Annotated in this window: 11 protein-coding genes; 6 read left to right on the top strand and 5 right to left on the bottom strand. The window is 33.0% G+C overall.

Annotated elements, in window-relative coordinates; all coding sequences use genetic code 11:
• Nucleotides 1-223: 223 nt before the first annotated feature.
• Nucleotides 224-1,915 (bottom strand): septation ring formation regulator EzrA, encoded by a 1,692-nt coding sequence (gene ezrA / locus IEU88_RS03680; protein WP_103373024.1) that lies wholly within the window; start codon nt 1,913-1,915, stop codon nt 224-226.
• Nucleotides 1,916-2,139: 224 nt separating this feature from the next.
• Between ezrA and msrC the strand changes: the two genes are divergently transcribed.
• From msrC to IEU88_RS03665, 3 genes are all read left to right on the top strand, one after another.
• Nucleotides 2,140-2,604 (top strand): free L-methionine (R)-S-oxide reductase MsrC, encoded by a 465-nt coding sequence (gene msrC, locus IEU88_RS03675; protein WP_103373484.1) that lies wholly within the window; start codon nt 2,140-2,142, stop codon nt 2,602-2,604.
• Nucleotides 2,605-2,843: 239 nt separating this feature from the next.
• Entirely contained in the window at nt 2,844-3,446 is a 603-nt protein-coding gene (rpsD, locus tag IEU88_RS03670; RefSeq protein WP_096809170.1) for a 30S ribosomal protein S4, read from the top strand.
• A gap of 354 nt (nt 3,447-3,800) precedes the next feature.
• The gene (locus IEU88_RS03665) at nt 3,801-4,322 is read left to right on the top strand and encodes a GNAT family N-acetyltransferase (protein ID WP_096809168.1); all 522 of its coding nucleotides are present in this window, start codon (nt 3,801-3,803) and stop codon (nt 4,320-4,322) included.
• 195 nt (nt 4,323-4,517) lie between these two features.
• On the opposite strand, the gene IEU88_RS03660 is transcribed toward IEU88_RS03665, so the two are convergent.
• Nucleotides 4,518-5,261, bottom strand: coding sequence for a glycerophosphodiester phosphodiesterase (locus IEU88_RS03660; RefSeq protein ID WP_096809167.1), 744 nt, complete (start codon nt 5,259-5,261; stop codon nt 4,518-4,520).
• 78 nt (nt 5,262-5,339) lie between these two features.
• Between IEU88_RS03660 and IEU88_RS03655 the strand changes: the two genes are divergently transcribed.
• From IEU88_RS03655 to serA, 3 genes are all read left to right on the top strand, one after another.
• Nucleotides 5,340-5,780: an SACOL1771 family peroxiredoxin gene (locus tag IEU88_RS03655; RefSeq protein ID WP_096809165.1), complete on the top strand. Its 441-nt coding sequence runs from the start codon at nt 5,340-5,342 to the stop codon at nt 5,778-5,780.
• Between the two features lie 164 nt (nt 5,781-5,944).
• Nucleotides 5,945-7,105 (top strand): pyridoxal-phosphate-dependent aminotransferase family protein, encoded by a 1,161-nt coding sequence (locus IEU88_RS03650; RefSeq protein ID WP_103373219.1) that lies wholly within the window; start codon nt 5,945-5,947, stop codon nt 7,103-7,105.
• Nucleotides 7,098-8,738 carry a phosphoglycerate dehydrogenase gene (gene serA / locus IEU88_RS03645; protein WP_103373218.1) on the top strand — a complete coding sequence of 547 codons (1,641 nt, stop codon included), beginning with the start codon at nt 7,098-7,100 and terminating at the stop codon, nt 8,736-8,738. The genes IEU88_RS03650 and serA overlap by 8 nt, the downstream gene beginning before the upstream one ends.
• A 262-nt stretch (nt 8,739-9,000) precedes the next feature.
• Here serA and IEU88_RS03640 read toward each other — a convergent pair whose 3' ends face one another.
• From IEU88_RS03640 to IEU88_RS03630, 3 genes are all read right to left on the bottom strand, one after another.
• On the bottom strand, nt 9,001-10,122 hold the full coding sequence (locus IEU88_RS03640; protein WP_096809160.1) for an HAD family hydrolase: 1,122 nt from the start codon (nt 10,120-10,122) through the stop codon (nt 9,001-9,003).
• A gap of 221 nt (nt 10,123-10,343) precedes the next feature.
• Complete coding sequence (gene nagE / locus IEU88_RS03635; protein ID WP_096811206.1) at nt 10,344-11,846, bottom strand: N-acetylglucosamine-specific PTS transporter subunit IIBC; 1,503 nt, start codon at nt 11,844-11,846, stop codon at nt 10,344-10,346.
• A gap of 173 nt (nt 11,847-12,019) precedes the next feature.
• Nucleotides 12,020-12,643: a lysophospholipid acyltransferase family protein gene (locus IEU88_RS03630; protein ID WP_103373217.1), complete on the bottom strand. Its 624-nt coding sequence runs from the start codon at nt 12,641-12,643 to the stop codon at nt 12,020-12,022.
• Between the last annotated feature and the right edge of the window lie 31 nt (nt 12,644-12,674).

The raw sequence follows: 12,674 nt of genomic DNA, 5'->3' as shown, positions 1-12,674 counted from the left end.
TTTAGCATTATACTCGCTTTTAATAAAAAGAAAAGGGAGCGGAACAGAAATCTATTGTTTAAAAAGATTTCATTGTCCCGCCCCCACATTTATGACGTGGTTTGTCAAAGCATGCTATGCGTCTATTTTCAAAACCAGCCGTCTACTGCCTATATCATATTTAAGGCTGCGACATCGATAAATGTCCCAGCCCTTGCACATTTTCAATCACTAAAAATTGGTCTTAGTTGATTACTTGCGATTCAATATGTTTTGTAACGCCAGGTTCTACACTTTCAAGCGCTTGTTCAGAAATTTCAATTGACCGTTTGTAGCGATTATTTTTAAATAATCTTTCAGCTTCATTGAGACTCTTATCAATATTTGAACTTTCTTTACGATAACGGTTACCGTACTCGATTAATTTTTCTGCGTAAACTGCATTTACAAGTACATCTGTAGCCTCATCTTCGAATTTATTCATCTGTAAAACAACTTTGGATACTTTATCTTTTAATTGTTTAACATGAATCGGTCTTACACTGAATTTTTTATTAACTTCTCGGACTTCGTAATCAATTTCATTTTTCATAATAATAAATCGTTCTGGCACACTTGGCAAATTAGAAGCTAATAATTTTCTATAAACTTCTTCTTTTTTACTTTGTATACGCAAGATATTTTCTTCTGCTTCTGCTTCATCTTCGCGCAGTTGAATTAAATGATTCTGTAATTTTCCTTGTTTTTCATTTATAACATCAACATGCTCTTCAATATATTTCAAATTATCTTGAACTTCACTATACCTTACAGCTGATTTGGCCATCTCTCGTAAAATTTCATCATAAACAGAAATCATACTTTGAATTTCATTTTCAAACTGTCGTACATTTTGAACATCGCTTTCATTAATGTAATAATTTTCTCGAACATATTCAATTTCAGTTTGTAATGTGTAATTCATTTCTTTTGCTCTAAATAAATTATCAGTGATAACTTCTTTAGTTTCTTCTACTTCATTTTTAGCCTTAACTTCATGCTCTATGAGTTCATACATTTCATCAAGTCGATCATTAATACTATTTAATTTATCGTTTGCTTCGTCTAATTCTAATCGACTAATCATCGGTTCCACAAAACTTAATTCTGTTTTAAGCGTTTGAAGTGAACTATCGATTTTGACATGATCTAAATCATAGCCTTCCACTTTAAGATCTCTACAGCCATATTTTAAATCTTGGAATTGGCCTGGTAATTCTTTTTGCGCTTCTCTAATTAATTCAGGAATCTCATCCATATCTTTTTTCAAATAATTCATATCTTCATTTAATGTTTTGATATGCTCATGCGCTTGATTGTAATTACCTTCTGCTTTCAATGATTCATATGTTTCCATTTCTTGAACAAATGATTCAATTTCTTGTTCTAATGGTTCTGCTGCTTCACCAAATTGGTGTCTATTGGCTAATACATCACGTTTCATTTCACGGTAGTCTACCTTGCACGCTTCGTATAAATGATCACTATCTTTATGTAACTCTAAAACATTTTCCACATACGAATTAAGTTCGTTATAGTTTTCTTCATATTTATCCATCAATTCATGTGCTTCATCAATTTCAGTCTGTGCTTGTGAAAATTTAAATTTATCCAATAAGCCTTCTGCTTGATGAATTTTTTCTTCTACTGGTAATAAATATTGATTTTTACTATCTAATGAATTTTGTTTTAAATTATTATAAGTAGATTTCATTTCGCCAGTTAAAGTTAACTCAGATAATTGAGATAGACTTTCATCATAGGGTAATTGCTCTACTTTTGATTTACGCGTTTCAGCCTTTTCTATCATCTGGCTTTTGTTTGAACGCATATAGAATAATACACCGACAAGAATCAGTATAATGACAATAATTGCTAAAATGACATACAATACCATATGTTTTCTCCTCCTATTTTATCACTATTCATTATAACGTAAGTTACCTACCCATTAAAAGAGAAAATGAGCTAATCGCCTTAATTATTTAAAATAAGTATTAAATCACTCTCTATTAATAATATGTACAATGTTATCTTCAATAAAGCCTTTTCAATTTAATTGATTGATTACTATTAAAACAGTCTTTATAATAAATGAAAAGTAAAAAGTGAGGTTTTTTTATGTTAGAAGTCAAAGTAACAAATTATGACTTATTACAAAAACAAGTGTTTAGTTTAATTGAAGACGAATCAAATACCATTGCTATTTTAAGTAATGTATCTGCGCTACTAAATGATTCATTAGATCAAATTAATTGGGTAGGGTTTTATTTGATGGAAGAGAATGAATTAATCCTAGGTCCGTTCCAAGGGCATCCAGCTTGTGTACATATCCCTGTTGGTAAGGGCGTGTGTGGTACAGCTGTTGCTGAAAATGAAACGCAACTAGTCGAAGATGTTAATGCCTTTCCAGGTCATATCGCTTGTGATGCAAATAGTAAATCTGAAATTGTAGTTCCTATTCATAAGAATAACAAAGTAATTGGTGTTTTAGATATTGATGCGCCAATTACAAATCGCTTTGGAAACGACGACCAAATAGGTTTAGAAAAAGTTGTAGCGATTATCGAGCAACAACTAACTTAATTTCTACTTATTTTCAACTCAAGAGTTGACAGAACGATATATCATGATACAATACTCTTTGTGTGAATAAACGAAATTAGCAGTTGTATATTAATTGGCTCTATATTGTTCCCGATGCGGGCGTGCCGTGTAACCGTAGCTATGAGGCGAGGACACATAAAACAATATATCCAGTTAAGCATACAACACTCTTTTTTGTTTTTTCATAACAACAAAAAAGATAAAGGAGGAGTCTTATTATGGCTCGATTCAGAGGTTCAAATTGGAAAAAATCTCGTCGCTTAGGTATCTCATTAAGTGGTACTGGTAAAGAATTAGAAAAACGCCCATACGCTCCAGGACAACATGGTCCAAACCAACGTAAAAAAATGTCTGAGTATGGTTTACAATTACGTGAGAAACAAAAATTACGTTATTTATATGGTGTAACTGAAAGACAATTCCATAACACATTCGAAATCGCTGGTAACCAACAAGGTGTACATGGTGAAAACTTCATGCAATTACTTGCTTCTCGTTTAGATGCAGTTGTATATTCATTAGGTTTGGCTCGTACGCGTCGTCAAGCTCGTCAAATCGTTAACCACGGTCACATCGAAGTAGACGGTAAACGTGTTGATATTCCATCATACACACTTAAGCCAGGACAAGAGGTTTCAGTTCGTGAAAAATCTGCTAAATTAGATATCATTGCTGAATCTGTTGAAATCAACAACTTTGTACCTGAGTACTTAGAATTTGATGCAGACAACTTAAAAGGTAAATTCATCCGTATTCCTGAACGTAGTGAATTACCAGCAGAAATTAATGAACAACTTATCGTTGAGTACTATTCAAGATAATTGTCTTCATTACAAAACACCAACCAAAATGGTTGGTGTTTTTTATTGATATCAGTATTGAAAACCATCTTATATCTTTTAATGTATAGATGGTTAGAACAATGCGGTCAAAATCTAAATATAAAATGGTTTACTTTTCCAACATCTTCTGCCTTTTCGATATGGACTTCGAATCGTTTTCACTTATCTTTTCCCACCTACTTTTAAGTGATTTGAGTTTAATTTGGCATTGTGATTTTTGTATTTTCATAAATTAAACCCTGGTTGAATAGATTTCAATCCTATTTATAAATTATGCTCTATTTTACTTTTTCCTTTATCATATATAGTATATATGATAAAGGAGTGTTATGAGTGAAAATTAGAGCTTTAGAAGAAACAGATTTAGACTTTGTACATCGTTTAAATAATGAATATGCTAATATGTCCTATTGGTTTGAGGAGCCATACCAATCTTTAAGTGAACTACAATCACTTTATAAAAAACATATTTTAGATGAATCTGAGAGAAGATTTATTATAGAAGAAGAATCAGAACGCATTGGTGTAGTTGAGTTAGTTGAAATTGATTTTATACATAGTAACTGTGAGATTCAAATTATCGTTGATGGACAATATAGTGGTAAAGGATACGCTTCAAAAGCATTTAAAATGGCTATAGATTATGCTTTTCTAGTATTAAACTTGCATAAAATTTATTTGTTCGTAGACGTCACTAATGAAAAAGCAGTTCATATTTATCAAAAGCAAAATTTTAAAATCGAAGGGACTTTGCAAGAACATTTCTATACACGAGGACAATATAATGATTGTCATGTGATGGGTTTATTGAAAAAGAATTGGATTAGTTATGGTGGACATGAACCACTACAATAATCTTTTTACCTTAATACATTGGTCGTGAAATTTCAAAGTACAACATTTAAAAAGACTGGTTTCTAGTATATGAAATAGAAATCAGTCTTTTATTTATATTTATGTAAATGTACGATTAAAAAATTTTAATTATATCTGCACCAAAATGCTTCATTTTTCTAAAAAATTCGTAACCAACACTTAACGTTTATAGTATTAATGAAATAATAAATTTGGATTATTTGAGATTAAACCATCTACACCTAGACGCTCTAATTTCCTAGCAAGATTTCCATCATTTACCGTATATGGCATTACTTTCAAACCGTTTTGGTGTGCTTGTTTCATAAAAGTTTTAGTCACTAATGAATAGTGAGGGTTAACAAAATCAGCATAAGCTGATATTTTTCTAAATTTAGGCATGTGATACCAATATCGCTTTCTACTTATTAACACACCCAATCGACACCCAAAGCCCTTTTTATACAATACTTCGATAAAGTTTTGATCAAATGATTGTATAATGACTTTATCTTTATTTATGTTATATTGCTCTAATTTATTAAACAAATCATTTTCAATACCTGGATAATTTTTAGGCTGTTTCACTTCAATTAATAGTGTTTGAGGCAATGATTGAATTAACTGCAACACTTCTTCAAATGTCGGTATCAATTGTCTTTCAAACAGGCTATTTTTACTTATTCCAAAATCATATTGTCTTAAAGCGTCCAATGTAGCTGCTTTTATTTTTTCACTGCCATTGGACGTTCTATCAATGGAATCATCATGTATAACAACTAGACAGCCATCTGCTGTTCTATGTAAATCTATTTCTAACATATCGATATTACTTTGTAATGCTGCTTGAAATGCAATCAATGTATTTTCTGGATATTCTGAAGACAAGCCTCGGTGTGCAACTAACAAAAGGTTTTGTCGTTCCTCTTTTAATTGCATTAAAATCCCCTCCCCTTTCATTATACGGTAGAATCGTCTAAACTTAAATTATCATATAATCAACGGAGGTCAATAGCAATGGTTCAACATCAATTTAAAGTTAACACACAATGGTCTGATGGCCGTGAATCTGTAGGAAATCTTATAGGAGATGTCTTAGATGAACAAATATCAATACCAGCAGGTTTAGGAGGTAATGGAACTGGAACTAATCCCGATGAATTACTCGTTTCTGCCGCCTCTTCATGTTATATCATTTCATTAGCAGCAGTACTGGAACGTTCAGGCTTTGATCATATTGAGATACAACAATCTTCAATTGGCTTAGCCATATTTGAAAATGCTAAATTTAAAATGGACTCAATTACACACTATCCAGAAATAACGGTTGACAAAAATCAAAAAGATTTATTAGAAAAGAAACTCCCTAAATTACTAAAAATTGCAGACAACAACTGTATGATATCCAATTCAATTAGAGGCAACGTTGATGTGAAAATAGAGCCCATAATAAAATAATTTTGAATTCATTTTATGTATGACGGAATATGATTACAATAACAATGTATACCCTTACATTTATTTAAAAATGTGTTTATTTTTAATAAATATTAATTTTTGTACTTTTATATTTTCTGAAAATTTGCTAAACTTGACAATCATAAGCAATGGGGGAATTACATATGAACTATTATAATCCTTTATTATTAACACCAGGACCTACACCAGTGCCAGACCAAATATTATACGCAACGCAATTACCTATGGTAGGACACCGTTCTAGCGATTTTGAAGCAATTGCTGAACAGGCATTTAAAGCACTCAAACCTGTCTTTGGTTCTGAAAATGAAGTCATGATACTTACTTCTAGCGGCACAAGTGTGCTTGAAGCGAGTATGTTAAATATTGCAAACCCAGAAGAAGATATTGTTATTATTGTTTCAGGTGCTTTTGGCAACAGATTTAAGCAAATAGCAGAAGCATATTACGATAATGTACATATATTCGAAGTTGAATGGGGACAAGCAGTAAACATACCGGACTTTATAGACTTCTTAAAATCATTAAAAAGAGATATAACAGCAGTTTTTAGCCAATATTGTGAAACTTCAACGGCAGTCTTACACCCTGTTCAGGAATTGGGTACAGCACTAAGAAACTTTGATCAGGATATCTACTTCGTAGTCGATGGTGTCAGTTGTATTGGTGCTGTAGATGTAGATTTAAATCGTGACAATATTGATGTGCTTGTTTCAGGAAGTCAAAAAGCAATTATGCTTCCGCCTGGGTTAGGTTTTGTAGCTTATAACGACCGTGCTAAAGCTCGTTTTAGTCAAGTTACAACACCTAGATTTTATTTAGATTTAAATAAGTATTTAAAATCATTAACAGAGAACTCTACGCCTTTCACACCTAATGTATCTTTATTTAGAGGTGTAAATGCTTATGCTAACCTCATAAATGAAGAAGGGTTGGATCAAGTTATCGCTAGACATTACGCGATACGTGATGCGTTGAGACAAGCATTAAATGCGCTAGATCTAGAATTATTAGTTCAAGACGCTTATGCTTCACCTACTGTTACGGCTTTTGTACCAAAATCCAAAGATGAATTAGACTATATTAAAAATGAATTGAAAAAGCGTTTTGCAATTACGATTGCTGGTGGTCAAGGTCACTTAAAAGGTCAGATTTTACGTATTGGTCATATGGGACAAATATCACCCTTTGATATTTTACAAGTCGTTTCAGCATTAGAAATATTATTAACAGAATTTAGAAATGAATCTTATGTTGGTAAAGCAATTACGCAATATATGGAGGTCGTAAAAGCATATGTATAAAATTTTAGTTTCAGATCCTATTTCACCAGAAGGTTTAAAAAGTTTAACAGAACATAAAGACTTTGAAGTTGATGTCAATACTGAATTAAGCAAAACAGAGTTAGCAGAAACTATTACGAATTACGAAGGACTGATAGTGAGAAGTCAAACACAAGTCACTTCAGATATTATATCAGCGGCACCAAACCTAAAAGTCATTGCACGTGCGGGTGTTGGGGTAGATAATATAGATGTAGATGCTGCTACAAAGCATGGTGTCATCGTTATTAACGCACCTGATGGGAACACCATTTCAGCTACTGAACATTCAATGGCTATGATTTTATCGATGGCACGTAATGTGCCACAAGCACACCAATCGCTTAAAAACGGAAAATGGGATCGTAAAATATATAGAGGAACTGAACTTTATAATAAAACTTTAGGCGTTATTGGAGCCGGAAGAATTGGTATTGGCGTAGCAAAACGAGCGCAAAGTTTCGGTATGAATATCCTTGCTTTTGACCCCTATCTTTCTGAAGACAAAGCCAAAGAACTTAATGTGACACGTGCTACTGTAGAAGAAATTGCTGAGCAAGCAGATTTTGTCACTGTGCATACGCCACTCACACCAAAAACAAAAGGCATTGTTGATAAAGCCTTTTTCGATAAAGCCAAACCAACATTACAAATTATCAATGTGGCACGTGGCGGTATTATTGATGAAGATGCCCTCATTGAAGCGCTGGATGCAAACCAAATTCAAGGCGCTGCAATCGATGTATTTGAAACTGAACCCGCAACCGATTCACCACTGGTAGCACATGATAAAATTATTGTTACACCACATTTAGGCGCTTCAACTGTAGAAGCACAAGAAAAAGTAGCTGTTTCTGTTGCAAATGAAATTGTAGATATCTTTGAACAGGGTAATGTCGTTAATGCGATTAACGCTCCAAAAATGTCTTTCAACGAAATCAATGATGAACTAAAACCATATATTGAATTAAGTAAATTAACTGGTGAAGTAGGCATTCAATTATTAGAGAAAGCGCCACGTGAACTTCAAATTAAGTACAAAGGTGATATTGCAATCGATGATACAAGCTTGCTCACTAGAACACTTGTATCTGGCGTTTTACGTCAAGATTTAGCGGAACGTGTTAATTTAATTAATGCTTTAGTATTACTCAATGAACAAGGTGTATCATATAATATAGAGAAAGATACAAAACACCGTGGTTTTAGTAACTATATTGAACTAACATTAATTAATAAAGACACACAAATTAAAATTGGCGCGACAGTATTAAATGGTTATGGTCCTAGAATTGTGCGCATCAACGACTATCCTGTTGATTTCAAACCGGAAAAACACCAACTTGTAATTAACCATAACGATAGACCAGGTATTGTTGGACGTACTGGACAAATATTAGGCGAATATAATATCAATATCGCCTCAATGCATTTAGGCCGTACCAACCAAGGTGGTAATGCACTAATGGTGCTGTCCATTGACCATCCTGTCACTCAAGATGTTATTGAAGCTTTATATGAAATTGAAGGCTTTAACCTTATCAGAAGTGTAGAATTAGATGTGGAATCCAGCATAGAGTTAGATGAAAAAGCGAGCGAGACGTATCATATTTAACAGTTTTAAACTTTAGAAGATAGACGCCTATGCTTCTTAAAGTAAAAGGCACCTTCATTTATAAATTTGAGTGGAGGTGTCTTTTTGTATTTAAATTACCCTGATTTTAAACTTTCATACCCACCTAAAGAAATAACTCGATACTTTAACGCTCTCACTCATACTATTTTTCGCGATACTATTATAAGGGTAGTTAGCGGATCATATATTTAAAGCTGAGACATTTTATTTTGTCTCAGCTTTTTCAACATGTTCATTGTATTTATAAAAGAATTTCTCTAATTTCGCTCACATGATTAACGATATACTCTGCGTCGTAATCTTCTAATTCTTTACGTGCTTTTTGCCCTTTCAATCCAGTTAATGGGCCAATGAAAGTAGCTCCAATCTTTTTAGCACTCAACAAATCAGCTAAAGAATCCCCTACGATAAACACTTCATCTTTATTTACGCGATTTTGCTGATTTGTTGCATATTTTTTATAATTTTCAAGATAATTACCTTCTAATGTAGCTAAATAACTAAACGGATTAGGCTTCCCTAATGGCTTTAACTCAGGGAAATGTGCTTCTGCTGTCAAAACATCGCTTGCCGTAACAATATGTATATCATCAAACAGTGATTTAATACCTAAACTTTCAAATGGTACTAGCGTTTCTGTTCGAGGTCGTCCTGTAGCAATTGCAATTTGGTAACCAGCGTCTTTCAAATCTTCTAACAACTGTTTCATTTCATTAACTGGTCTAAGCGCAACCTCTTGATAAATATAACCTTGTTTAAAATTAGAACGCTGCGGTTTTTGTTCAACTTCATTATATAATTGGTAACCTAAGTACCATTCCTGATAAATTTCCTGTGCTAACAACCAAAACGGGCTTTTTAATTCAAATAATCCATCATTATCTGTATTTAATTGATCATTCGCATGTGTAACAAGCGCTTGATAAATATGATCTTTACCCGAACTTAAACCGTCTAAAAATGATAGCGGTAGTTCAAAATTAAGCGCTATGTCTGAAATATGTTCACCAAGAAATTGCAGTGTTTGTTCATTGAAATTGTCTGTATCTAATACAATGGATAATTTATCTGGTGATAAAGATTTACATAATTCAATAAAATGAAGAGCAATCACGATAAATAGCATATCCCAGTTCGAGTTTAAACCAAGTGATTTTAACTTGGTTAAAATTTCATCATGGTAAAATACGATATCTCTAATTTCAGATATTTGTTTATCATTTAATGTTTGAAAATTGATACTAGGGTCTATACCAATATAGTCTTTACTCATCAACATTTCATATACTGTTAACGCAGAAACATCAAAACATCTTTCTTCACTTAAAAATACACCATCAACATCAAATAGTACCGACTTCATATGCATTCCTCTCCTTTAATCAGAAAATTCTGATACTACTACATCGTACTATTTACATGTTAAAAGAGCAATGTATTTTTGATAATAATATACGGCAAACAAACTTTATACTTACAACAAAAAATCACGCATAGAAATGAAACGAAATTATAAAAATTCGTTTATTTTTATGCGTGATATTACGTTCTTAAAACATTATTTTATACTACATTAAAATATACTTACGAGTTGTTATTTTCCATTTGAGTTTCTATTTCATCAGCAACCTGTTGTACGTGTGTGCCAATAATAACTTGCGTATTATGTTTACCACTTTTTGTAACGCCTACTGCGCCTGCACCCTTAATCTTAGTTTCATCAATCACGCTGTTGTCATTAAGTTCCATACGTAAACGTGTAGCACAGTTTGTTAAAGAAGTAATATTTTCTTTACCGCCTAAGCCTTCTAAGATTTGGCTGGCTGTTTGCGCATATTTGCTTGTTGATGGTGTACTTTCTGTACCATCTCCATCTTGAGCTGTATCACCAGTTGTTGCTTCATCAGATGTAGGATCAGGTAACAAGTTATCTCCACGGCCAGGTGTACTCAGTTTCAACCATTTTATTGCTAACCTAAATACAACATAGTAAATGATAAAGAATACGATACCTTGTACTATTAACATCATCGGATGGTTTGCAACTGGATTAATTAGAGACAATATGAAATCAATTAATCCCGCACTAAATGAAAATCCTGCTGTCCAATGGAACAAAGCGGCAATAAATAATGACAATCCTGTTAATAATGCATGAATAACAAATAGTATAGGTGCTACAAACATAAATGAAAATTCAATTGGTTCAGTAACACCCACGATAAATGCTGAAAGTGCACCAGCAAACATTAAACCATATACACGTTTCTTCTGTTTCGTTTCTGCAGTATGATACATTGCTAGCGCTGCTGCTGGAACCCCAAACATCATTACTGGGAAGAAACCAGCCATATAGCGACCTGTTATACCTTTTATTGCGCCATCACCCGTTTGGAATTTTGCAATATCATTAATGCCTGCTAAATCAAACCAGAATACTGCATTTAATGCGTGGTGTAATCCTGTTGGAATTAATAAACGGTTGAAAAAACCATATAAAAATGCGCCACCTGGACCTAAATCCAGTATCCATGTCCCAAACGTAACGATTGCTGAGTATACAACGGGCCAAACAAATAACATAATAACCGCTATAAAAATACTAAAAAATGCGGTCATGATTGGTACTAACCGTTTACCACTAAAGAATGACAATGCTGCCGGCAACTCTGTCTTACTAAATTTATTATAAGTATAAGCTGCGACTAAACCAATAACTAGACCAATTAACACGTTTTGATTGTTCATTTGTTCAAATGCGTCATTCAAAGATGACTGTTTCACACCTAATAATGGTGCTAATTTTTCAGGACTAAGTACGACTGTGGTCAAGAAGAAACCAACCGCCGCTGCAAGTGCCACAGCCCCATCATTTTTCTTAGCCATCCCTAATGCTACACCGATTGCAAATAAAATACCTAATTGTTCAAGAATCGTAGACCCTGCCGTCGAGAAAAAAGCAGCTACAGTCGGCCATATACCAATTGCAGTTAAGGCATTCCCTATACCTACAATAATTGCGGCTGCTGGTAATACGGCAACAGGCAGCATAAGAGATCTTCCCAAACGTTGAAAGAAACTATACATAATTATTCCCCATTTCACAATAAATTCACCCAAAAAATCACCACATGTACAATTTGTCCACGTGGTGAAATGAAAGCGTTATACTTGTTGTTATTGTACATTTTCATAATAACACAAGTTATATTAATTTCGTATATATATTATGATTCAATAGTTAAAAAAATGAGTAAAATTTACTTATTATGTGTTGCATACTCATTTAAATCATCTTGTAATTGTATTGTTCTTTTTTCTAATTCTTTAGTTAAATATTCTAATTTTTCATTACGTTTCATGTCTTTTGGTAAATTTTTTGTTTCAATTGGTTCACCAAATCTTATAATTGATTTACCAGTAACTAATCCTTTGATTTCTTTAGGCCCTACATATGCTGCTGGTAAAATAGGTGCTTGTGCCATTAACGCTATCGTTACTGCACCGCGTTTCATTGGCGCGCCTTCATCGTATTTCATACGATGCCCTGTCGGAAAAATTCCAACTGTTTTATTTTCTTTTAATAATTTAATTGGTTTTTTTAATGTACTTGGTCCAGGATTATCTCTATCTACTGGAAATGCATTAAGCGAACTCAAAAATCTACCAAACCATTTATTATAGAAAAGTTCTTTTTTAGCCATATAATGGATTTGATTTGGATAAATAGCCATGCCAAGCATAATAACTTCATTATAACTTTCATGTGTACAAGTTACGACATAACGATGTAATTGTGGGATATGCTCTTTTCCTTGCACTTCTAATGATTTACATATTTTGCGTAAAATAAAATTTAATAAACCGCTAACAAATCTATACATTTTTTCACCTACTTATTTAGCCTTATATTAC

The organism is Staphylococcus nepalensis, from assembly GCF_014635045.1.
In the GTDB taxonomy this organism is placed as follows: Bacteria; Bacillota; Bacilli; order Staphylococcales; family Staphylococcaceae; genus Staphylococcus; species Staphylococcus nepalensis.
This window is presented reverse-complemented; position numbering and strand designations above follow the sequence as displayed.

What these genes read in the sequence shown, in the direction of transcription:
- ezrA (WP_103373024.1), bottom strand. Translation starts at nt 1,915, where the DNA reads ATGGTATTGTATGTCATTTTAGCAATTATTGTCATTATACTGATTCTT.
- msrC (WP_103373484.1), top strand. Translation starts at nt 2,140, where the DNA reads ATGTTAGAAGTCAAAGTAACAAATTATGACTTATTACAAAAACAAGTG.
- rpsD (WP_096809170.1), top strand. Translation starts at nt 2,844, where the DNA reads ATGGCTCGATTCAGAGGTTCAAATTGGAAAAAATCTCGTCGCTTAGGT.
- IEU88_RS03660 (WP_096809167.1), bottom strand. Translation starts at nt 5,261, where the DNA reads ATGCAATTAAAAGAGGAACGACAAAACCTTTTGTTAGTTGCACACCGA.
- IEU88_RS03655 (WP_096809165.1), top strand. Translation starts at nt 5,340, where the DNA reads ATGGTTCAACATCAATTTAAAGTTAACACACAATGGTCTGATGGCCGT.
- IEU88_RS03650 (WP_103373219.1), top strand. Translation starts at nt 5,945, where the DNA reads ATGAACTATTATAATCCTTTATTATTAACACCAGGACCTACACCAGTG.
- serA (WP_103373218.1), top strand. Translation starts at nt 7,098, where the DNA reads ATGTATAAAATTTTAGTTTCAGATCCTATTTCACCAGAAGGTTTAAAA.
- IEU88_RS03640 (WP_096809160.1), bottom strand. Translation starts at nt 10,122, where the DNA reads ATGAAGTCGGTACTATTTGATGTTGATGGTGTATTTTTAAGTGAAGAA.
- nagE (WP_096811206.1), bottom strand. Translation starts at nt 11,846, where the DNA reads ATGTATAGTTTCTTTCAACGTTTGGGAAGATCTCTTATGCTGCCTGTT.
- IEU88_RS03630 (WP_103373217.1), bottom strand. Translation starts at nt 12,643, where the DNA reads ATGTATAGATTTGTTAGCGGTTTATTAAATTTTATTTTACGCAAAATA.